At 68.3% G+C, this 19,720-nt stretch carries 20 protein-coding genes and 1 riboswitch; of the genes, 9 read left to right on the top strand and 11 right to left on the bottom strand.

The window, feature by feature from the left end; genetic code table 11:
• The first annotated feature begins 4 nt into the window (after positions 1-4).
• Positions 5-871 carry a TRAP transporter TatT component family protein gene (locus tag VGI12_20235; GenBank protein ID HEY2435009.1) on the top strand — a complete coding sequence of 289 codons (867 nt, stop codon included), beginning with the start codon at positions 5-7 and terminating at the stop codon, positions 869-871.
• On the opposite strand, the gene VGI12_20240 is transcribed toward VGI12_20235, so the two are convergent.
• Positions 825-1,541 carry a hypothetical protein gene (locus VGI12_20240; GenBank protein ID HEY2435010.1) on the bottom strand — a complete coding sequence of 239 codons (717 nt, stop codon included), beginning with the start codon at positions 1,539-1,541 and terminating at the stop codon, positions 825-827. The two genes, VGI12_20235 and VGI12_20240, sit on opposite strands and share 47 nt — an antisense overlap.
• Positions 1,542-1,689: 148 nt before the next feature.
• On the opposite strand from VGI12_20240, the gene VGI12_20245 reads away from it, so the two are divergent.
• Positions 1,690-2,766 carry a HupE/UreJ family protein gene (locus tag VGI12_20245; protein ID HEY2435011.1) on the top strand — a complete coding sequence of 359 codons (1,077 nt, stop codon included), beginning with the start codon at positions 1,690-1,692 and terminating at the stop codon, positions 2,764-2,766.
• 11 nt (positions 2,767-2,777) lie between these two features.
• Positions 2,778-3,698: an MBL fold metallo-hydrolase gene (locus VGI12_20250; protein HEY2435012.1), complete on the top strand. Its 921-nt coding sequence runs from the start codon at positions 2,778-2,780 to the stop codon at positions 3,696-3,698.
• Here the strand turns inward: VGI12_20250 and VGI12_20255 are convergent.
• Positions 3,655-4,962, bottom strand: a complete 1,308-nt coding sequence (locus VGI12_20255; GenBank protein HEY2435013.1) for a hypothetical protein — start codon at positions 4,960-4,962, stop codon at positions 3,655-3,657. The two genes, VGI12_20250 and VGI12_20255, sit on opposite strands and share 44 nt — an antisense overlap.
• A 160-nt stretch (positions 4,963-5,122) precedes the next feature.
• Between VGI12_20255 and VGI12_20260 the strand changes: the two genes are divergently transcribed.
• Positions 5,123-6,319, top strand: coding sequence for a hypothetical protein (locus tag VGI12_20260; protein ID HEY2435014.1), 1,197 nt, complete (start codon positions 5,123-5,125; stop codon positions 6,317-6,319).
• On the opposite strand, the gene asd is transcribed toward VGI12_20260, so the two are convergent.
• The 3 genes from asd to VGI12_20275 are packed head-to-tail and all read right to left on the bottom strand — an operon-like array spanning position 6,260 to position 9,488.
• Positions 6,260-7,366 (bottom strand): aspartate-semialdehyde dehydrogenase, encoded by a 1,107-nt coding sequence (gene asd, locus VGI12_20265; protein HEY2435015.1) that lies wholly within the window; start codon positions 7,364-7,366, stop codon positions 6,260-6,262. The two genes, VGI12_20260 and asd, sit on opposite strands and share 60 nt — an antisense overlap.
• Before the next feature lie 45 nt (positions 7,367-7,411).
• Entirely contained in the window at positions 7,412-8,617 is a 1,206-nt protein-coding gene (locus VGI12_20270; protein HEY2435016.1) for a PLP-dependent aspartate aminotransferase family protein, read from the bottom strand.
• The gene (locus tag VGI12_20275; protein HEY2435017.1) at positions 8,568-9,488 is read right to left on the bottom strand and encodes a hypothetical protein; all 921 of its coding nucleotides are present in this window, start codon (positions 9,486-9,488) and stop codon (positions 8,568-8,570) included. Before VGI12_20275 ends, VGI12_20270 begins: the two co-directional genes overlap by 50 nt.
• Positions 9,489-9,559: 71 nt before the next feature.
• Positions 9,560-9,662: riboswitch (SAM riboswitch) on the bottom strand.
• Between the two features lie 116 nt (positions 9,663-9,778).
• Between VGI12_20275 and VGI12_20280 the strand changes: the two genes are divergently transcribed.
• Together VGI12_20280 and VGI12_20285 are read left to right on the top strand one after the other, a co-directional pair.
• A complete protein-coding gene (locus tag VGI12_20280; GenBank protein HEY2435018.1) occupies positions 9,779-10,354 on the top strand; it encodes a DUF4142 domain-containing protein in 576 nt (191 codons plus the stop codon).
• A 68-nt stretch (positions 10,355-10,422) separates the two neighbouring features.
• On the top strand, positions 10,423-11,058 hold the full coding sequence (locus VGI12_20285; protein ID HEY2435019.1) for a LysE family translocator: 636 nt from the start codon (positions 10,423-10,425) through the stop codon (positions 11,056-11,058).
• A 134-nt stretch (positions 11,059-11,192) separates the two neighbouring features.
• Here VGI12_20285 and VGI12_20290 read toward each other — a convergent pair whose 3' ends face one another.
• The 3 genes from VGI12_20290 to VGI12_20300 are packed head-to-tail and all read right to left on the bottom strand — an operon-like array spanning position 11,193 to position 13,191.
• Complete coding sequence (locus tag VGI12_20290) at positions 11,193-11,567, bottom strand: hypothetical protein (protein ID HEY2435020.1); 375 nt, start codon at positions 11,565-11,567, stop codon at positions 11,193-11,195.
• A gap of 44 nt (positions 11,568-11,611) precedes the next feature.
• The gene (locus VGI12_20295; GenBank protein ID HEY2435021.1) at positions 11,612-12,472 is read right to left on the bottom strand and encodes a serine/threonine-protein kinase; all 861 of its coding nucleotides are present in this window, start codon (positions 12,470-12,472) and stop codon (positions 11,612-11,614) included.
• Positions 12,469-13,191 carry a hypothetical protein gene (locus VGI12_20300; GenBank protein HEY2435022.1) on the bottom strand — a complete coding sequence of 241 codons (723 nt, stop codon included), beginning with the start codon at positions 13,189-13,191 and terminating at the stop codon, positions 12,469-12,471. Before VGI12_20300 ends, VGI12_20295 begins: the two co-directional genes overlap by 4 nt.
• 47 nt (positions 13,192-13,238) lie before the next feature.
• Here VGI12_20300 and VGI12_20305 point away from each other — a divergent pair, with 47 nt between their 5' ends.
• The 3 genes from VGI12_20305 to VGI12_20315 are packed head-to-tail and all read left to right on the top strand — an operon-like array spanning position 13,239 to position 15,441.
• Complete coding sequence (locus tag VGI12_20305; GenBank protein HEY2435023.1) at positions 13,239-13,997, top strand: DUF481 domain-containing protein; 759 nt, start codon at positions 13,239-13,241, stop codon at positions 13,995-13,997.
• On the top strand, positions 13,998-14,459 hold the full coding sequence (locus tag VGI12_20310; GenBank protein HEY2435024.1) for a GyrI-like domain-containing protein: 462 nt from the start codon (positions 13,998-14,000) through the stop codon (positions 14,457-14,459).
• Between the two features lie 13 nt (positions 14,460-14,472).
• Complete coding sequence (locus tag VGI12_20315; protein HEY2435025.1) at positions 14,473-15,441, top strand: MBL fold metallo-hydrolase; 969 nt, start codon at positions 14,473-14,475, stop codon at positions 15,439-15,441.
• Positions 15,442-15,475: 34 nt separating this feature from the next.
• On the opposite strand, the gene VGI12_20320 is transcribed toward VGI12_20315, so the two are convergent.
• The 3 genes from VGI12_20320 to VGI12_20330 form a co-directional block, all read right to left on the bottom strand.
• Positions 15,476-16,549 carry an aminotransferase class I/II-fold pyridoxal phosphate-dependent enzyme gene (locus tag VGI12_20320; GenBank protein ID HEY2435026.1) on the bottom strand — a complete coding sequence of 358 codons (1,074 nt, stop codon included), beginning with the start codon at positions 16,547-16,549 and terminating at the stop codon, positions 15,476-15,478.
• A 42-nt stretch (positions 16,550-16,591) separates the two neighbouring features.
• On the bottom strand, positions 16,592-17,950 hold the full coding sequence (locus VGI12_20325; protein HEY2435027.1) for an amino acid permease: 1,359 nt from the start codon (positions 17,948-17,950) through the stop codon (positions 16,592-16,594).
• Positions 17,951-18,011: 61 nt separating this feature from the next.
• Positions 18,012-19,697: a TldD/PmbA family protein gene (locus VGI12_20330; GenBank protein ID HEY2435028.1), complete on the bottom strand. Its 1,686-nt coding sequence runs from the start codon at positions 19,695-19,697 to the stop codon at positions 18,012-18,014.
• Positions 19,698-19,720 lie beyond the last annotated feature (23 nt).

A 19,720-nucleotide genomic window follows, 5' to 3' on the forward strand; every position in this document is an offset into this window, starting at 1 on the left:
ACGCATGAGACGGTGGATCGTGCTGGCAGCCGTGTTCGCCGCCGCGTGTTCTCCCAAGCAGATGGCGCTCAACCGGATGGCCTCTGCGCTGGCCGAGTCGAGTACCGTCTACGAGCGCGACAACGATCCCGAGTTCGTCCGTCTGGCGGCGCCGTCGACGCTGAAGACGGTGGAGATCCTGCTCTCGCAGTCGCCGCGGCAGCCGCAACTGCTGCTGACCGCGTGCCGCGGCTTCACCGAATATTCCTACGGCTTCCTTCACGTCGAATCAGTGATCAAGGCAGCCGACGTCAACGCCGCGCAGGACCTGCGAACGCGAGCCTCGAACATGTATCGCCGGGCGCGCGCCTACTGTCTCTCAGGACTCGCGCTGCGGCACCCCGGCGTCACCGAGCAGGCGCTCGTCTCCGATCCCGGAGCGGCGCTGCGCGCGACCGACGTGGCGGACGTGCCGTGGCTGTACTGGGCGGCCGCCTCCTGGGGCGCCGACCTCGTCCTCGCCCCCAATGCCGCCGCGCGCCTGACGGAACTTGCCGCCGTCCGCGCACTGCTGCGTCGCGCCAGGGACCTCGACGACACCTGGGATAGCGGGGCGATCTACGAGGCGCTGATTGCGTTCGACGGGCTGCCGCCGCTGCTCGGCGGATCGCCGGCGGCGGTGCGCGCGGATTTCACCAGAGCGGTCGAGCTCTCGAAGGGGACGTCGGTGTTTGCCTATGTGGCGATGGCAATGGTGACGAACGATCGCGCCGAGAAGAACACGCTGCTCGATCAGGCGCTGGCGATCGACGTCAACGCCTCGGTGTCGCGCCGGCTCACCAATCTCATCGCGCAGCGGTATGCCAGGGCGCTGAGGACGGCGTCTCGCTGAGCGCGACGGGCCGGTCGTTCACGCTCTGATAGTCGTAGACGACGTTCATCTGTGCGGTGCCGACGAACTTCACCTTCGCGGTGGTCTCGGTGGCGACCGGCACCCGCGTGCCGCCCACCCGCGCATAGCGCCGGACGATGCTGACGAGACTCGTCCAGAACGACGGATTCTTGGCGAGCCGCCCCTCGATGCGCATCAACTCGCCATGCTCGTCGAGCACGGCGCGTCCGTCGACGAGCAGCACGTCGCTGCGGCGCGGCTTCATCTGCACGACATGCGTCCCGTCGACGTCGCGGCCGCCTTCCACGAACTCGTAATTGTTGAGCGTGAGGTCGCCCTTGTCGCTGTCGCCGCGGTTGATCAGGTCCTGCTCGCGCGCCAGCATCGCGCGCAGCACGCGGGCGCGCACCGTCTCGGAGCCGCCCTCCGACATGATCTGATAGCTGAATCTGCCGTCCTTGAGCTCCGTCCACGCTTCCAGCCAGGCGTCGTACTTGTTCGAGCTCTCCGTCGATGCGTGCATCCGCCGGTAGGCGCGGTACTGGCGCAGCGGCTGTTCGTTGCGCACGAAGAAATGCGAAACAGGGTTGGCGAGGCCGAGCTCAGCGTGGGTTGGCGCAACGGCCGCGCCCGCCAGCAGTGTGAACGCGATGACCCAAACCGTTCGCATTCGAGGCCCCCTGTTCCCGGCATCGCAAGAATCGTGCTCACCGGTCTGTCGGCCGCTGTCGCTACGGTGGGTAAGCCGCGTCGCTCGAAGGACATCCAGCCCGAGCGCTCCGCCGTCACCCTGCCCGGTACGCTAGCATGAGCCGCGCATGCGGTATTTCCGCACCCTGGTTGCGGCGGCGGTCCTGCTCTCGGCCCGGCTGGCCTTCGCCCATCCGGTGCCCTTTTCTTATCTCGACCTGCGCATCGGCCCCGCGGGGACAGACGGCTCGCTGACGGTGCACGTCTTCGACGCCGCGCACGACCTCGGGATCGCGCAGTCGGCGACGCTGCTCGATCCGGCCGTTGCGAGCCGCCAGTCCGCGGCGCTTCAGCAGATGCTCGATCCGCGCCTGTCGTTCTCTGAGGGCGATCGCCCGCTTCCCGCGAGGTGGGGTACGGTCGAGGTGCTGGCGGACAAACAGTCGCTCCGGCTGCCGTTCACTCTGCCGGGCCGGCCGTCCGCCCTGCACGTGTCGGCGCTGATCTTCCCCTACGATCCGCAGCACCAGACGTTCGTCAACGTCTACGAAGACGGCGCGCTGCGGCAGCAGGCCATTCTCGATGCCTCGCGGACGTCGCTCGAGTATTTTTCAGGCGGTGCGCGCGGCACTCTCGCGGTCGCCAGGCGTTTCGTCGCCGAGGGCATCCATCACATCCTCATCGGCCCCGATCACATCCTCTTCCTGGTCGGCCTGCTGCTGCTCGGCGGCTCGATCCGGAGGCTCGCGGTGGTCGTCACTTCGTTCACGCTGGCGCACAGCGTTACCCTCACCCTGGCGGCGCTTCGCATCCTGAGCCCGCCGGCGCGCGTCGTCGAGCCGTTGATCGCGCTCAGCATCGTCTACGTCGGGGTCGACAACCTGATGGTGCGCGGCGGCGGGCGCGACGTGCGCGGATGGATCGCGTTCGGGTTCGGGTTCGTGCACGGCTTCGGGTTCGCCAGCGTCTTGCGCGAAATGGACCTTCCGGCGCGCGCGCTCGGCTGGTCGCTGTTCTCGTTCAACCTCGGGGTGGAAATCGGTCAGATGCTCGTCGTGGTCGTGGTGGCAGGCGCGCTGGCGGCGCTGCGTCACCGCAGCGAGGCGGCGGGGCGCCGGCTCGCGTTCGCCGGATCGCTAGTGGTCGTCGTCGCGGGTGCGTTCTGGTTCGTGCAGCGCGTTTTCTTTGCCGGAGGGAGCCTATGAGTCGGAGATGGATGGCTGGAATTTTCGGGATCGTCGCGGCAGGGTCGATGGCGGTGACCGCCTATCAGGCGCCGCCCGGAGGGCAGGCGGCACAGCCCAAGGTTGTTGACGCCGTCAAGCTGAAGGACAACCTCTACATGCTGAAGGGCGGCGGCGGCAACACCGCGGTGTTCATCGGCAGCACCGGCGTCGTGGTCGTCGATACCAAGCTGCCAGGCTGGGGCCAGCCGATCCTCGACAAGATCAAGGAGCTGACTCCAAAGCCGGTGACCACGATCATCAACACCCACACACACGGGGATCACGTCAGCGGCAACGTCGAGTTCCCGACGACGGTCGACATCGTCGTGCAGGAGAACACCAAGGCGAACATGGAGAAGATGACGAGCCCGCCCGGCATGGGGGGAGGCGCCGCCGGCCCGAGCATCTTCCAGCAGAACAACGGCAAGGGGATGCCGAAGCGTACCTTCAAGGACCAGATGACGATCGGCAAGGGCGCCGACGAAATCGACCTGTATTACTTCGGCCGCGGCCACACCAACGGCGACGCCTGGATCGTCTGGCCGGCGCTGCATTTCGCGCACGCGGGAGACATCTTCTCCGGGAAGAACCTGCCGCTACTTGACAGCAACAACGGCGGCAGCGGCGTCGAGATCGGCGCCACGCTCGCGAAGGCGCATGCCGGCATCCACAACGTCGATCTGGTCATCACCGGTCACAGCGCCGACATCATGAAGTGGGCGGATCTGGCCGAGTACGCCCAGTTCAACAAGGATTTCCTGGGCGAGGTGCAGGCCGGGCTCAAGGCGGGCAAGAGTTCCGATGACATTGCCGCGGCCTGGAAGATCGACGACAAGTACAAGGGCTACACGATCGATCCCGGCCGGCTCAAGCAGAACGTGGCCGTGATCGCCGGCGAACTGAAGAAATGACCGGCCGCACGGCGACGATCCTGCCGAGCAGTACCAGCACCACTGCGCCGAACTCGATCCACAGGACCGGCGTCGGCACGAACCAGCGGTGCCCGAACTTCGACAGGTACCACACGAGGTAGACCGGCAGCGCCGCGTAGGTCCAGGCGATGAGCGGGACCGTCGCGGCGCTGAAGAGAAACGGCGTGAAGTAGAGCAGATACCAGGGGTAGATCACCGGCGCCGCGGCGAGCGACACGGCCATCGGCCAGGCCCAGGCCGCCGGATCGTCCGCCGGACGCGAGAACCGCATCCACGTCGCGACTGAGAGTCCCGCGACGACCGCCACCGCCGCCGCGACCTGCGGCGTCGCGAGCTCCGCCAGCCACTTGAACAGCGGCCCGTTGAACCGGATGAACGCGACCACGTTCGGCACGGCGCCGAGCGGCAGGGCGCCGGCGGAACGGAACGGCAGATAGAGCAGCACCCAGACCAGCCCTCCGGCGGCGGCGTCGCGGATGCGGATCCGCTTCCACAGCAGCGGGACGAGCACGATCGGCAGCAGCTTGGTGGCGATCGCCATCACGAACGCGATCGCCCCGCGCAGCGTCCGTCCGGTCGTGAGCATCCACGCGGCAAGCGCGATCCACAGCGCGCCGAGCGCGTCGATGTGGCCGCTGTGCGCGACCTCGAGGATGACGAGGGGATTCCACGCGTAGGCCAGCGCGAGCCACGGCGGGCGGTTTGTCTGGCGCAGCCATCGGACCAGCACGAGGATGGTCAGGAGATCGCAGGCGACGAGCGCAAGCTTCATCGCGCGCGGCGTCTCGCGGATCGTCACCACCAGCCGGAAGAACAGCTGCGCCGCGGCCGGGTAGGGGGTGCGCGCGCGGATGCTCGGCATGCGGCGCGTCAGGTCGGTGTGGGTCCAGGCGATCGCCGGGTCGGCCGGGACGACCGTGTACGGATTGATGCCGAGCTGCTGCAGACGCCCGTCGTACATATAACGGACCATGTCGTTGTCGGCGCCGACCGGAGCGACGGCGACCGGCACACGGAACGCGACCGCGAGCAGCAAGGCGATGCGCAGCAGCCGCTCCGGGCCGAACCCCTGCGCTTTGGGCTGCGATGGGGCCAGCAGCCGACGCATCAGCAAGCCATAGACAACGGCGGGCACCGCCGCGAAGGCGAAGAAGAGAGGAGTGCCGAGCGGTGCCTCCGTGATCGCGAGAGCAGCGAACGCCGCGACTACGGCCGCGCCTCCCCAGCAAATCAGGCGGCGCACACGGGCTCCAGCGGGTCGCTTGGGGCAACGTTTCCCGTGGTGATCCATGGTCCCAGCCGCCGTGGCGGGCGACCGGACCGGGGATCGGGAAGCAGCGACACGGCGATATCTTGCCATGAAGCCGCTTGGCAGCAGAATTGCTGAGTACGCAGGATCGAGAATGGTAAGACCTGCCGCGGCGCTGTTCGTTGTTATGGTGATGGCGGGAGGCGCGCCGGTTGGCCACGCTCAGGAGGCGCAGCCGTCGGCTTCAGCCGCACAGCCTGCCGAACCGGCAGCACCGCTTCTCGAGAAGATCAAGATCGACCGCGCCGGCGGGATTCACGTCACCAAGCTTTTCGCGATCGTCTTCGGCGGGATCAAGGGAGGGTCCAGCATGGCGGCCGGCCCAGCCCTGAGCCATGACTTCGACGACGGTTCGTTCGTCCAGCTCAAGGGTGTGTACTCGATTCGCCAGTTCAAGCTGCTGCAGGCGCGCTACGACTCGCGGCCGATCCTGTCACGCCGCGCGATGGTCTCGACGCGCGTCCGATGGCAGGACGCTCCCGAGCTGTCCCTGTACGCGCTCGGGCCGCATTCGCCGGACGGGCGGGCTGAGTACGGCGAGCGCCGGATGGAATGGAGCGGCTTTCTGCGCGCCGGGATCGCGCCGCACGCGAACGTCACCGTCGGATCGGGACTCGAGCGTTACGCGCTCGACGCGGGATTCATCGACAACGGAGAGGACGAGCGGCTCGGCGTCGTGCCCGACGTGCCGGGACTGGCGACCCACCCGTGGTTCGTGCATTCGTTTGCCGGGGCGTCCTTCGATACCCGCTTCTCGCCCGACTACAGCCGCACCGGCACGGTGCTCGACGCCGGCACCCACGGCTACCACGACATGCACGACGGGCGCGGGTCCTTTCACGGTTTCGAGCTCGGCGCCGAACACCTGATCCCGACGATACGGACGGCGGAGGGTGGCCCGACGGGATGGAAGGGGGCGCTGGACCTGTCGGCGCGGGCGTGGCTCACTGAATCAGGGGATGGAAGCACCGTGCCGTTCTACCTGATGCCGACGCTGGGTGGCGGCGACTTCCTGCGCGGGTATCCCCTCTATCGCTTCCGCGATCGCAACGCGGTGGTGCTGATTGGGGAGTACCGGTGGGCGGTTCATCCGATGATCGACGTCGCCGCCCGCTACGAGGCCGGGGGCGTGGCGCCGACGCTCCACCAGTTGAGCGCAAGCGGCCTGGCGCAGTCGGCCGGCGGCGGCCTGCGCGTGCATTCCAAGACGGCCGGGCTGTTGCGGATCGACCTAGCGGTTGGCCAGGAAGGCGTGCAGTTCTCGATCGGCTTCAACGTGACCGGCGGTTGAGCGCGCGCGCGCGACGATCAGCTCCGCGTTGAGGAGCGCGGCGCCGGCGGCGCCGCGGATCACATTGTGGCCGAGGGCGACCAGCTTGTAGCCGAGGATCGGGCAGCGGCGGATGCGGCCCACCGTCACCGTCATGCCACGTCCGAGGTGCACGTCGAGGCGCGGTTGTGGGCGGTCCTGCGCCGGATGCACCACGATCGGCTGCCGCGGCGCCATCGGCAGGGCGCGTTGCTGCGGCTCGGCGGTGAACTCCGCGAGCGCGGCTGACAGATCTTCGAGGGACGGCTGCGCCGCCAGTTCCACCGACATGACCGCGGTATGCCCATCCGGCACGGGCACGCGCGTGGTCGTTGCACTGACGATGAACGATGCCGGGCGCACCGCCCCCTTCTCGTATGTGCCGAGCAGCTTGCGCGTCTCGGTTTCAATCTTCTCTTCTTCGCCGGCGCCGATGTAGGGGATCACGTTGCCGACCGCATCGAGCGAGGCGACCCCTGGATAGCCGGCTCCCGAGAGCGCCTGTAGCGTGGTGACCATCACCCGTGTGACCTCGAAGGGCCGGAGCGCCGCGAGCACCAGCGCGATGTTGACGGCCGAGCAGTTCGGGTTGGTGACGATGCCGCCCATACCTTTCAGGCCGCGTGCCTGCCGCTGGTCGTCGAGCAACGTCAGATGATCGGGGTTCACTTCGGGAATGAGCAGCGGGACGAGCGGGTCCATGCGATGGTTCTTGGCGTTGCTCACGACGAGGCGGCCGCTCTCGGCATAGGCGGTTTCGGCCTCGCCCGCCACCGACGAGTCGAGCGCCGAAAAAAGGATCGCCGGCGCCTGCTTGACGGCATCGATGGCCACCACTTCGAGGCGCGCCACGTCGGTGGGGAGGGCGGCGGGCTGCCGCCAGGCGAGATCGCCGTAACGCTTGCCGGCGGAACGCTCGCTCGCGGCCAGCCAGGTTACGCGGAACCAAGGATGATCGGCGAGCAGCGCGATGAACTGCTGCCCGACCGTGCCCGTGGCGCCAAGGATGCCGACGTCGATTCTGTCCATGCCGCTCCCCTTGCCGTTGCCGTTCGAGCGGCTTCGGCGACCAGACTATCCGCGTGCCTCGGCGAACTCGGACGCCGGCACCGCCGCGTTGAGCGCGCGCGCCTGTTCGACGGCCGCCAGCCCTTCGAGGAGATCCGCGACGAGATCGCGGTGATGCTCACAGCCGGTCGACAGGCGGATCAACGTGTCGGATAGTCCAAGTTTCGCACGTTCTTCGGCCGGAATCGAGGCATGGGTCATCCGCGCGGGATGGCAGAGGAGAGACTTGACGCTGCCGAGGCTCTCGCCGAGCGTGAAGAAGCGCCGGTTCGACACGAACGACACCACTTCGTCGATCGTGCCATCCAGCTCGAACGAGACCATGCCGCCGAAGCCGGACATCTGCCGGCGCGCGATGTCGTGGCCGGGATGCGACGCGAGGCCGGGGAAATACACCGCCTTGACGAGCGGGTGGCCGTAGAGCGCGTTGGCGATCGCCTCCGCGTTGTCGGCGTGGCGCTGGACGCGCAGCTCCAGCGTCTGCAGGCCGCGCAGCGTGAGCCAGCAATCGAACGCCGACGGCACGGCGCCGGTGGCGTTCTGCAGGAACTTGATTGGCTCGAACACCGACGTCTCGCGGGCGAGCACCGCCCCCTGGATCAGGTCGGAGTGGCCGGCCAGATACTTCGTCACGCTGTGCACGACGATGTCGGCGCCGAGCGCGAACGGCTGCTGGAAGAGCGGCGTCGCGAACGTGTTGTCGACGACCAGGAGCGCGCCGGCGGCGTGCGTCGCGGCGGCGATCGCGCCGATGTCGTAGACGAGCAGGCGCGGGTTGGTCGGCGATTCGATCCACACCAGTTTCGTCCGGGCCGTCAGCGCCCGCTCGAGCGCGCCTGGCGTGCCGAGATCGATCTGCCTGATCACGACGCCGAGCGGCTGGTAGACCTTGTTGAGGATGCGATAGGTGCCGCCGTAGACGTCGAGCGGAATGACGACCTCGTCGCCCGGGCGCAGATACGCCTGCAGGATGGCGTTCTCGGCCGCCAGCCCCGAGCCGAACGTCGCGCAGTAGTCGACGCCCTCGAGCGCCGCGAGCACCGTTTCGAGGCGCTTGCGCGTCGGGTTGTTGGTGCGCGAGTAGTCGAAACCGCGGTTGACACCCGGCGCCTCCTGCTCGAAGGTCGAGGTCTGGTAGATCGGCGCGATGAGCGCGCCGGTTTCAGACTCCGGCGGCTGGCCGGCGTGAATCGTCTTGGTGGCGAACTCCATGACTGCTTCTGCTCCTTGAATGATCCTGAGAACGATCCTGGGAATGATCCCGGGAATGAACCGTGGTAATGGATGCGGCAGCGTCCATGCTGCGGATGACGAGACGAAGCCCGGCGTCCGATGCCGCGGCGAGCGCGGCCCGCTGCACGAGATCGCAGCCGGCGTCGGCCATCGCGAGCGCGTCGTCGAACGTCAGATCGTGAATCGGCGTCGCGTCCGACCGCTGGTGCGGGTCGGCGGTGAAGTAGCCACGCACGTCCTTGACGAGTTCACAGGCGCCGGCGCGGATGGACCCGGCGAGAAGCACCGCGGTCAGATCGGATCCGCCTCGTCCGAGCGAGGTAACGGCGTCGCCGGCGCTGACGCCGAGGAAGCCGGGGACGATGACGATGCGCGCGTGGGCGAGCGCGGCGCGCAGACGATTGGGGCGCACCGACGTGCCGCCGCCGGGATTGGCGACGAGCCCGGCCTGGTGCACGTTGAACGGCACCGCGCTGACGCCGATCTTCTGCAGGTGCAGCGCGAGGATCGCGACCGAGCGGAGCTCGCCGGTCGACCAGAGCAGGTCGAGCGCGAGCGGCGAGGGCTCGTTGGCGATGATCTGTGCCTCGGCCAGCAGATAGTCGGTGGTGCCGTACTGCGCCGAGACGATGACGACGAGACGCTCGTGGGGATTGACCGAGAGGCGCGTCTGCAGAAAGCGCGCAGCCGTCGCATAGGCGCGATCGTCCCGCAGGACCGAGCCGCCCAGCTTCAGCACACTGAGGCGGCCGGCTGGAGTGGCAGCGCCTGTGGCGGGATCAGCCGCCCCGTCGACCACACTCGTAGTCACGACGAACGCTCCAAGGGCGCGCGCGCGATACACACGCATCGCGGTGACGACCCTTCAGTTATGCGATGAGAACTTCGGGCTTCCCGGTGGTTACTCTGGGGGAAGCCAGGGTTTCATCTTTCCCGGTTATCGGGCAGGAATTAGCACCTTGGCAAAAGCGCCGGGTTGCTGTGGCGTCGTCGGGCCTGTTCCCTCAGCCACTCTGGATAAATGCCCGCAGCGGATGCGGACGTCACACAGCGTAAGCCAGCTCTGCTCGGCGTGTCAAGCGGTTCCCCCGGTATTGCGCTTGCAAATGCCTCCAGTGACTGATTTATGGAGGCATACCGATGAAGCAGCGAGTTGTAGTGGCGGTGGCGGCGCTGGCGTTCGCCGCATGTCCTGTGTGTGCGCAGACGGCCGCTGGCACGCCGGCGACCCAAAGCAAGAGCGGCAGCGCGATGAAGTCGGCCGCCGACGCCGATCAGGCGTTCGCGCGCGACGCCGCGATCGGCGGCATGGCAGAGGTCCAGCTCGGAAACCTCGCGAAGCAAAACGCGTCGAGCGCAGACGTGAAACAGTTCGGCGATCGCATGAGCACCGATCACGGCAAGGGCAACGACGAGCTCAAGCAGCTCGCGGCGACCAAGAACCTCACGCTGCCGGCCGATCTCGACGCGAAACACAAAGCCGTGGTGGACCGGCTGTCGAAGCTCAACGGCGCCGCGTTCGACAAGGCGTACATGACGGCAATGGTCAGCGACCACAAGGAAGACGTTGCGAAGTTCCGCAAGGAGTCCACGTCGGGCAAGGACGCAGATTTGAAGGCGTGGGCCGCCAAGACGCTGCCGACGCTCGAGGAACACTTGAAGATGGCGCAGGATACGGCGTCGAAGGTCGGCGGGACGATGAAGACCGGCAAGTAGAAATAGACGAGGGAGCGGTGTGGCAGGGGAGCTGGGGTGAAGCGCCGCCCCTCGGACAATAATGCCTGGTGCCGGTGAACCTGTGGGCGTACGCGGCGGTCACGGTTCCGTTCGTCGCCATCCCCGGCGTTTCGACGACGCTCGTGTTGCGCAACAGCATTGTCGGCGGCGTACGCGCCGGCGTGGCGACCGCCGTCGGCGTCAACCTGTCGTCGATCGGTTACGGGCTGTTGACGGCGTTCGGCGTGTCGATGGCGCTCCAGCGCTGGCCCGGCGTGTGGACCACGATGCGCGCTGCGGGCGTCGGCTATCTGGCGTGGCTTGGCCTTCGCTCGCTGTGGCGGGCCGCCCGCGGCGTCGACGCGGCGCTGCCAGCGGCCGGACTGGACGGAGCGGCCGGACCGGTCCGGCGCCCACTGGTCGACGACGCGCGCGAAGGGTTCGTGACCAACCTCCTCAATCCGTCGATCGCGACGTTCTACCTGCTGGTGGTTCCGCAGTTCATTCCGCGTGACGCGCCGTTTGCCGCGAGCGCGCTGCTGCTGACGGCAGTCCACGTGACGCTCGCGGTCAGCTGGCATCTGACGTGGGCGGCCGCCGGCGGGTCGCTCGCGGTGGTGCTCAACCGCGCGCGCCCTCGCCGCATCCTCGAGGCGGCCGCCGGTCTGGCGCTGCTGGTGCTCGCGGTCAAGCTGGCCTTCTAATTTCATCCGAGGGGCTTCGCCCCCGACCCCCGCACACGCTCCCTCGCGCGCCGCTTCGCCGGCGCGCTCCGATCGCGTGGCTCACTCGCGGCGCTCGCTCGCCGGCGATTGCAACCGGCGTCTAATGACACGTTTTAGCGCCCAAGGGCAGGCGTGCCTCGGCTCGAGAACGTCACGTAGCCGACGATGACCCCCAGGATGCCGCCCGGCAGCATGATCTGCCAGTAATACGGCGGCTGGCCGCCGAGCTTCTGGAGCAGGCACACTAGAAACGCGAGCGTCACGCCAACCGCCACGCCGAAGACGATCGCCAGGCCGAGCGACCGCGTCCGCTTCGCGAACCAGCCAATCAGCACGCCGGTGATCAGCCCCTTCACCATGGATCCGATGACGATGCCGACGATGCCGGTTTTGATGGCGGGATCGTTGGGCGCCGAGACCAGCGCCGACAGACCGTCGAAGATTCCGAGCACACCACCCAGCACGAGGCCGAGCACGGGTTTACTCATGCGTCACTCCTTGTTCGGTCTATTACGCATCGGCGGCCGTTCCTTTAGCGCCCGGCAAAGACGAGGAGCAGCACTCGCATCGCGAGGTAGGTGAGGACCAGCGCGATCGGCGTGCGATATGTACGGGCGAGGCGCGTCGCGCGCTCGATCGGCCGCTCGCGGTGCGCCCGCACCGCCTGGCCGTCGGCGAAGCGTCGCACGTCGGCACCCAGCTCAGCGACCGTGGGATAGCGCGCCGCCGGATCCGGGGCAGTGGCGCGCGCGCCGATCGACGCGAGCGGCCGCGCCTCCCCCTGTGCGAGCTCAGCGAGAATCGCCCCCAGCGCGTAGACGTCGACGCGCGCGTCGAACGCCGCGGCCGGCTGCTCGGGCGGCCTGTAGCCGTCGGTGCCGCCAGGCTCGGCGCCGCCGGCGAGCCCCCAGTCGAGAATCCGCACCTGGCCGAAGTCGGCGACCATGATGTTGGCCGGCTTCAGGTCGCGATGAGCGATGCCGCGGGCATGCGCGTAGGCGACCGTGTCGCAGATCCGGTCGAACAGCCGCAACCGGTCGGTCAGCGGCAGCCGCCGCGCGTGTACGTCGAGGCGCGCGCCGCGCACGAGGCTCATGACGAGATAGACCCGGCCGTCGCGCAGGCGGCCGACGTCGTGCACGGACACGATGCCGGCGTGCTCGAGCGAGGCGAGCGTCCGCGCTTCGCGGCGCAGGCGCGCAGCGTCCGACGCGGTATTCCACGCCGTCACTTTTACGGCGACGTCGCGATCGAGCTCGCGATCGAAGGCGCGGAATACGACGCCCATGCCGCCGCGGCCGATCTCGTCGCCAAGCTCGTAGCGTCCGCCGTCGAACTCCGGACGATCCTCGAGGCGCCGGAGGCGATCGACGGCGCGATCCGACAGGGTCATTCCGGCGTGACTCCGAAGAGATCTCGCGCTTCGGCGCGGAACTCGTCGTCGCTCGCGCAGATCTGCCGCAGCGTGTCGAGCACGATCTCCCGGAAGGCGCGGCGCGCCCACGCCAGCTCGTTGGTGACGTCGGTGACCCGCATGCCGAGCTCCGCGGCGAGCGCCGCATACGTGGTGTGCGGCGAGGCGTCCGCCTCCTCGACGTCATAGCGCCTGAAGACCGCGAACGCGCGCGGATGTCCGGCGTCGGCCGCGCGGCCTTCCAGCGTCCGCAGCGCTTCGGCGAAGAGCCCGCGGATCCACTCGCGGTGAAACCACGCTTCCGGATCGTCGGGCGCGGCGGCGGCGCGCGTGGCGAGCTCCACGTCGGCGGCCGCGAGGTCGATCGGGACCAGTGGCACACCGCCGCCGCGCTTCTGACGCGATTCAGCCAGCCGCTCGTTGGCGAGAAAACCGTCGAGGCAAATCCGGATGAAGGTCCTGAAGCGAGCCCTGGCCGCGTCGTAGCGCTCGAGGTATTCGCGCTCGAAGGCGCGCGTGAAGAACTCCTGCGTCAGATCGCGCGCGTCCTCGGCCTGACGGCTGCCGCGCAGGCGGATGTAGAGATAGACTGGACGCCAGTAGCTCCTGGCGAGCGCGTCGTAGGCTGCGGTGCGCACCGCCGGATCGGCGCTGGCGAGCTCGCGCACCACGGAGTGGCGCGTGACGGGGAAAGACATCGGCGCCGATATTCTAGGCCCGATTCATCCGAGGGGGACTCGAGACCATGCGACGACTGACCCGCTTCGTCACCGCCGGCGCGTTGCTCCTGCTTGCGGCGACGGCCGCGACCGCGCAGGCGCCCGCTCCGGCTCCGCCGGAACCGCCTCCCCCTCTCTGGACGGGCAGCGCCGGCGCCGGCTTCTCGATGAACCGGGGCAACACCGACACGACCAATTTCAACCTGTCGTTCGAGGCGACCCGCGATCCGAAAACGCACAGCGTCTGGAAGATGAAGGCGCTCTATCTGCGCGGGGACAACGGCGGCGAGGCGACCGTCGACCGCTTTCTCGGCGACATCCGCAACGAGCGCGATCTCTCGCAGCGGGTCTACGTCTTCGGGGAACTGCAGTTCCTCGAAGACAAGTTCAAGGAGATCGACTACCTCTGGGCGCCGGCCGGTGGCATCGGCTACAAGCTCGTCGCCACGCCGGCGACGACGTGGAACGTGGACGGCGGCCTCGGCGCGAAGATCGAGAAGGACACGGGCCTGGAGCAGCGGACCGACGCGGTCGTCACGATGTCGGACAAGTTCGAGCACAAAGTGACCAAGACCTCGTCGATCACGCAGGGCTTCAGTGCGCTGTGGAAGGCGAACGACTTCGGCGACGTCATCTACGCGTTCACCGCAGGCGTGGCGGCATCCTTGACGACACGCACGCAGCTGAAGGTCGAGTTCCTCGACAGCTACGCGTCGCGCCCGCCCTCGGCGCTGGTGAAGCAGAACGACGTCGCACTCCTGACCGCGTTCGTCTATAAGTTCTAGATGGACGTCGCGATTGTCGAACAACCGGCCCTGCGGGTGGCCGCCCTCGCGCACCGCGGGGCGTATCACGCCATCGGCCGGACATTCCGGAATCTCGAGGCGGCGCTCGCGGCCTCGACCGTCGATGTCGCGGCGTCGACGCTGATCGCGCTCTACTACGACAATCCACGGACCACCGCTGAGGCTGATTTGCACTCGGCGGCCGGCATCATCCTCGCTGACGGCGCGCCGGTGCCGTCGGGGCTCGAGACGTGTCACACCACGGCCGGACGCTACGCGACGCTGACCTGCGTCGGCTCGTACTCCGAACTGCCGGCCGCCTGGCAGCACCTGGTCGGCACGTGGCTGCCGTCGAGCCGCTATCGCGCCGCCGAGGCGCCCAGTCTCGAGATCTATCGCAACTCGCCGATGGTCGCGCCGGCCGAACAGCTCATCACCGAGCTGTATCTCGCGATCGCCTGAGGCGAGCGGCTCGATGACCCACCCGGTGTCGGATCACTGCGACGGCGAGAAGTTTTTCAATCCGCATGCCGTGACGGGACGGACCTGGCGTGAAGTGGCGCGCTGGTCGCGCACCCGCCGGCGCACCGCGTGGCCGGCGGCTGTGCCGCTGGTGGTTCATCCGCCGCCTGCCTCCGTGAAGCCTGGCCAGATCGCCGTCACGTTCATCGGCCACTCGACGTTCCTCGTCCGCTCTGCGAACCGGGCCTTCATCACCGATCCCGTCTTCACGACGCACGCCGGCCCGTTTGGCCGCCTCGGTCCGCGGCGCGTTCGCCCGCCGGCGATTCCGCTCCGCGATCTGCCGCCGATCGACCTCGTGCTGCTCAGTCACAACCACTACGATCACCTGCAGCCGTCGTCGATCGCTGTGTTTGCCGGGGCGGAAGTCGTGACGACGCTGGGCGTGGGACGCTCACTTCCGGCTGCAGCCGGGAACCGCCGGGAGCTCGACTGGTGGGAGACGACCTCCGTGCGTGGCGCACGTATCACCGCCGTCCCGGCCCAGCACTTCTCGGCGCGCACGCTGTGGGACAAGAACCGGACACTGTGGTGCGGCTTCGTCGTCGAAATCGACGGGGCGACGTTCTACTTCGCCGGCGATTCCGGCTACACGCCGCAGTTCGCCGAGATCGGGGCGTGCGTCCCTCGCATCGACGTCGCGCTCCTCCCGATCGGCGCCTACGAGCCGCGCTGGTTCATGCAACCGATGCACATGAATCCCGACGAGGCGGTGCGCGCCCACCTCGACACCCGCGCCCGCGTCAGTGTCGGCATGCACTTCGGCACGTTTCAGCTGACCGACGAAGGGATCGACGAGCCGCTGTGCGCGCTCGAACGCGCCCGCGCGGCGCACGGCGTGCCGGGAGAGGCATTCCGCCTGCTGGATTTCGGGGAGACAGCGATCTTCGCGGCCGGCGAGGGCAGCCGGTCATCCGTCTAAACTTTCCGTTTCCGGGTGCCTCCCGGCCCGGGTGCTATCCGTGGGCGTCTGCCAGTAGCTGGCTCACCCGGGCGAGGCCGCCGCGGATCTTCCCGGTATCGCCGCCGTAGCCGATCCGGAAGTGCGCCGGCGCGTCGAAGAAGCGGCCGGGACCGACCGCGGTCATCTGTTCCTGGATCAGACGCTCGACGAACGGTCCCGCGTCTTCGACGCCGCGGATGCGGGGGAACACGATGGTGCTGGCCGACGGGACGTATTCCAGCCGCGGATGCGCGATGAGGAAGGCGTCGACGAGCGCCTTGTTTCGGCCGAGGACCGTCCGCGCGCGTGCGTGCAGCGCGTCGAGACGCTCGAAGGCGAGGACGGCGAGCCGCTCGGCGACGATCGAGCCGGTTCCGTCCACCACGTCCCGCGCGCGGCGGACGCGAGGCGTGACCGTGCCGCTGGCGATCACCCAGCCGGCGCGCAGGCTCGACAACCCGTACGACTTCGTCAGACTGCTCGTCGTGACGAAGACGTCGCCGCTCCCCGCCGCCGGAGGCGAGGTGTCGCCCGTCAGATCCTTGTAGACCTCGTCGACGATGACGACGGCCCCCTGCTGCTCCGCGATCCGTCCGATCTCGTCGAGCGCGGCCGCATCGGCCAGGACACCGGTCGGGTTGTGCGGGGTAGTGACGACGATGACCGTCGTGCGCGGCGTGATGGCGCGGCGGACGCGATCCGGATCGAGCGCGTAGCCGTCCTCGAACCGGCGATCGAATCTCGCCGCCGTCGCGCCGAGCAGGCGCGCCGCGCCGATCAACGGATCGTAGCCGGGCCGCTCGACCAGCACCTCGTCGCCGGGTTCGACGAGCGCAGCGAGCGCCAACAGGTTCGCCCCCGCCGTCCCGGTCGCCGTCGTGACGCGATCCGCCGGCACACCGTAGCGCGCGCCGATGGCGTCCATCAGCGGGCGGTAGCCCGTGTCGTTGGCGCCGCTCAAGGCGATCGCGTCGCGCGCGCCGGGTAAGTCGTCCAGCGTGCAGGCCAGGATGTTGCTGCCGGCCAGATCGAACTCCGGCGTCGGCCGTGTCTTGGCCCACTCCATGTACGGCGCGTGATACCGCATGGCCGGAGTGTAGTTCGCTTCGGAACGCCGGAGCCCGCGCAGCTACCCAGCCCCCTTCCCCTGCCCCGAGCCCCCCGGCTCGCGGCGGCGTCCTGCGAACCAGTAGTAGACCGGAATTCCCAGCGCCAGCAGCGCCGCCCCTTTGGCGGCGGCTGCAGGCGCCGCCCCCACAGTGCTCGCGACCACCGCGGCGGCGGCGATCACGAAGGCGATCTGGACGGCCGGATACCCAGGTGCGCGGAAGGCGTCGGGCGGACGCGAGGCGAGCGGCACGCGGCGGCGGAACGTCAGCACCGTGAACACGGTCAGGCCGAAGAAAATCCAGTCGGCGAAGACCACGTAGTTCGCCAGCTGCTCGTACGATCCGGTCAGCGCGAGTACGCACGACCACGAGGATTGGACGACGATCGCCAGGCTCGGCGTCGCGTAGCGCGGGTGCAGCGTGGCGAGCGCCGGCACGAACAGCCGGTCGGCCGCCATCGCATAGTAGACGCGCGTCGGCGCCAGGATCGACAGATCGAGGAAGCCGAACGTCGAGATCGCGATGGCGCTGCTCATGAAGACGTCGCCCCACGCTCCGAACATGCGGCGCGCCGCGTCCGCCGCCGGCGTCTGGGTGGCGGCGAGGCCCGGCAGTCCCATCGCGCGCAGGAAGACGATGTTGACGGTGAGATAGATCACCACCACCGCGATTGTGCCGACGATCAGGGCGACCGGCAGGTTGCGTTTCGGGTCGACGACTTCCTCGCCGACGTAGTTGACACACTGCCAGCCGCCGTAGGTGAACAGGATCGGCACGAGCGCGGCGCCGAACGCGACGAGCGTCGGCAGGGGCGCGGCGGCGGGGACCCGTGCGTCCGTCCACCAGGTCGGGTGCGAGGCGCCGAAAAACGCCGCGCCGACGAGCAGCGCCAGCGCGGCGACCTTGAGCAGGACCAGCACGTTCAGCACGATGCTGCCCGGCTTGACGCCGAGGTAGTTGACGCCGGAGAGCGCCGCGATCGCCGCAATCGCCAGCGGAATACGAGCGCCGTCCGGGCCGTGCACCAGGTGCAGCGCGTAGGTCGCGAAGGTGATCGCGACGGCCGCGATGGCGCCGCTCTCGATGACCAGCAGCAGCGCCCAGCCATACATGAAGCCGGCGAACGGGTGCAGCCCGTCGCGCAGGTACACGTACTGGCCGCCGGCTTTTGGAAAAACCGCGCCGAGCTCCGCGTACGAAAATGCGCCGGCCAGCGCGATGGCGCCGCCGGCGACCCAGGCCCCCAGCACGAGCAGCGGCGTGTCGAGCCGCTGCGCGACAATGTAGGGCGTCACGAAGATGCCCGCGCCGATGATGCCGCCGACGACGACCATGGTCGCGTCGAACGGCCCGAGCGCGCGTTTGAAGTCAGTTGCCAGCGTTCAGCTCCCAGCTCCCAGCTCGAGCCCCCGCGATCCGTCGCTCGCGGCCCGCGTCTCCCTACCCGTACGCCGCGCCCACCATGATCTTCTTGATGCGCAGGTACGGCGAGCCGTGCGAGATGCTGTTGGTCTGCGTCGGCTGTCCCTTGGCGTCACCGCCGGTTCCGTGCATTTCCCACTGGTCGGGTCCGGTCAGGGCGTCGAGGTTGCCCCAGAAGTCGGTCGTGATCGCGTTGTAGGTGACGTTGGTCACCATGCCGACATTCTTGCCGTTCTTGATGGCCCAGAACGCGTTGCCGCCGAACTGGCCGTTGTAGCGCTGCTGATCGATGGAGTAACTGCCGCGGCCGTCGATGAGCACGCCATCCTTGGTGTCGGCGATGATCTGATCGAGGGTTGGCGATCCTGACGGGCCCGGCTCGACGTGGACGTTGGCCATGCGCAGGAACGGATAGTCGCGCCACGACTGCGCGTAGGTGCAGCCGCGGCTCTCCTTCTCGTTGATGTAGTGGGCCGTTTCGCGGTTGGTCATCAGCCCGACGAGGATGCCGTCGCGCACGAGCGGGAACTTCGTCGTCTTGACGCCGTCGTCGTCATAGCCGGCAGTGCCGAGGCCTCCCGGGATCGTCTTGTCGGCGGTGACGTTGAACAGCTTCGAGCCGTATTTCAGCTTGCCGACGTCGGAGACTTTCACGAAGCTGGTGCCGGCGTAGTTCGCCTCGTAGCCCATGATGCGATCGAGCTCGGTGGCATGCGCGACGATCTCGTGGATCGTCAGCATCGCGTGCGACGGCGTGAGGATGAGATCCTTGACGCCCATGTCGATCGGCTTCGCCGTGGTGAATTCGACCGCTTCGTCGGCGATGCGCTCGGCGTTCTCGAGCATCTTCGCCTCTTCGGCGACTTCCCAGCCGCCCATCTTCGGAATGGCGCTGAAGATCCGGGTCCGCACCACGTCGTCCTTGCGCGCCGTCACCGAGAAGGTCGGATTGGTCTGCCAGGACTCCTGCTCGATGTAGGAGCCCTCGCTCGAGGCGAAGTACTTCCACTCGTAGGTGATGTTGACAGAGACGTTGACGCTCTGGACGCCCTTGTTCTTGACCGCCGCGTCGACCACCTTCTGCACGAAGTCCTGCTTGAGCTCACGCGCGACGTCGTCGGGGTTCTTGGTGACCGGCGTCGCCCAGTTGGCCTGGTAGGCGGGCACCGGCGCGAGGATCACATCGGTCTTCTTGGCGATGGCGCTGGCCTTGGCGACCTCGGTCGCGATGCGGGTGAGGCGACGGATCTCGTCTTCGGTGACGATCGGCGAGCTGGCGAAGCCCCAGGTGCCGCTGTGGATCACGCGCACGCCGAAGCCCGCCGCGCCGACGGTGCCGCCAGGGCCGCCGCCGCGCCGTCCGCCGCCGTCGCCGCGACCCCCGCCGAACCCGCCGCCGCCGAAGCCGCCGCCGCGCCCGCCGCGCCCGAATCCACCCGCCGGATCGTCAGGGCTGCCCGGAATCGGATTCCCGCCGGTGGCGTTGACGCCGCTGTTGGTCGAACGCGTGAAGCGGACGTCGGCGTAGCTGCAGCCGAGCGACTGAGCCTCCTTGAGCGCGATGTCCGACAGCCCCTTGAACTTCGAGTCGAGCACCCGCCCTGGCGGCGTCTGCGCGAGCAGATCGGCGATGAGATCGCTGCCGGCGATCATGATGCCGGCGGCGCCGGCGGTTTTCAGAAAGTCGCGACGTGTATGTGACATAGCTGCACCTGGTCCGATAGCCG

This window comes from Vicinamibacterales bacterium (assembly GCA_036496585.1).
GTDB lineage: Bacteria > Acidobacteriota > Vicinamibacteria > Vicinamibacterales > 2-12-FULL-66-21 > JAICSD01.

Bases quoted from the DNA above. Each gene is read 5' to 3' on its own strand.
- VGI12_20295 (HEY2435021.1), bottom strand. From the start codon at position 12,472: ATGACCCTGTCGGATCGCGCCGTCGATCGCCTCCGGCGCCTCGAGGAT.
- VGI12_20245 (HEY2435011.1), top strand. From the start codon at position 1,690: ATGCGGTATTTCCGCACCCTGGTTGCGGCGGCGGTCCTGCTCTCGGCC.
- VGI12_20260 (HEY2435014.1), top strand. From the start codon at position 5,123: ATGGTAAGACCTGCCGCGGCGCTGTTCGTTGTTATGGTGATGGCGGGA.
- VGI12_20235 (HEY2435009.1), top strand. From the start codon at position 5: ATGAGACGGTGGATCGTGCTGGCAGCCGTGTTCGCCGCCGCGTGTTCT.
- VGI12_20290 (HEY2435020.1), bottom strand. From the start codon at position 11,567: ATGAGTAAACCCGTGCTCGGCCTCGTGCTGGGTGGTGTGCTCGGAATC.
- VGI12_20240 (HEY2435010.1), bottom strand. From the start codon at position 1,541: ATGCGAACGGTTTGGGTCATCGCGTTCACACTGCTGGCGGGCGCGGCC.
- VGI12_20310 (HEY2435024.1), top strand. From the start codon at position 13,998: ATGGACGTCGCGATTGTCGAACAACCGGCCCTGCGGGTGGCCGCCCTC.
- VGI12_20280 (HEY2435018.1), top strand. From the start codon at position 9,779: ATGAAGCAGCGAGTTGTAGTGGCGGTGGCGGCGCTGGCGTTCGCCGCA.
- VGI12_20305 (HEY2435023.1), top strand. From the start codon at position 13,239: ATGCGACGACTGACCCGCTTCGTCACCGCCGGCGCGTTGCTCCTGCTT.
- asd (HEY2435015.1), bottom strand. From the start codon at position 7,366: ATGGACAGAATCGACGTCGGCATCCTTGGCGCCACGGGCACGGTCGGG.
- VGI12_20320 (HEY2435026.1), bottom strand. From the start codon at position 16,549: ATGCGGTATCACGCGCCGTACATGGAGTGGGCCAAGACACGGCCGACG.
- VGI12_20330 (HEY2435028.1), bottom strand. From the start codon at position 19,697: ATGTCACATACACGTCGCGACTTTCTGAAAACCGCCGGCGCCGCCGGC.
- VGI12_20275 (HEY2435017.1), bottom strand. From the start codon at position 9,488: ATGCGTGTGTATCGCGCGCGCGCCCTTGGAGCGTTCGTCGTGACTACG.
- VGI12_20270 (HEY2435016.1), bottom strand. From the start codon at position 8,617: ATGGAGTTCGCCACCAAGACGATTCACGCCGGCCAGCCGCCGGAGTCT.
- VGI12_20315 (HEY2435025.1), top strand. From the start codon at position 14,473: ATGACCCACCCGGTGTCGGATCACTGCGACGGCGAGAAGTTTTTCAAT.
- VGI12_20300 (HEY2435022.1), bottom strand. From the start codon at position 13,191: ATGTCTTTCCCCGTCACGCGCCACTCCGTGGTGCGCGAGCTCGCCAGC.
- VGI12_20250 (HEY2435012.1), top strand. From the start codon at position 2,778: ATGGCTGGAATTTTCGGGATCGTCGCGGCAGGGTCGATGGCGGTGACC.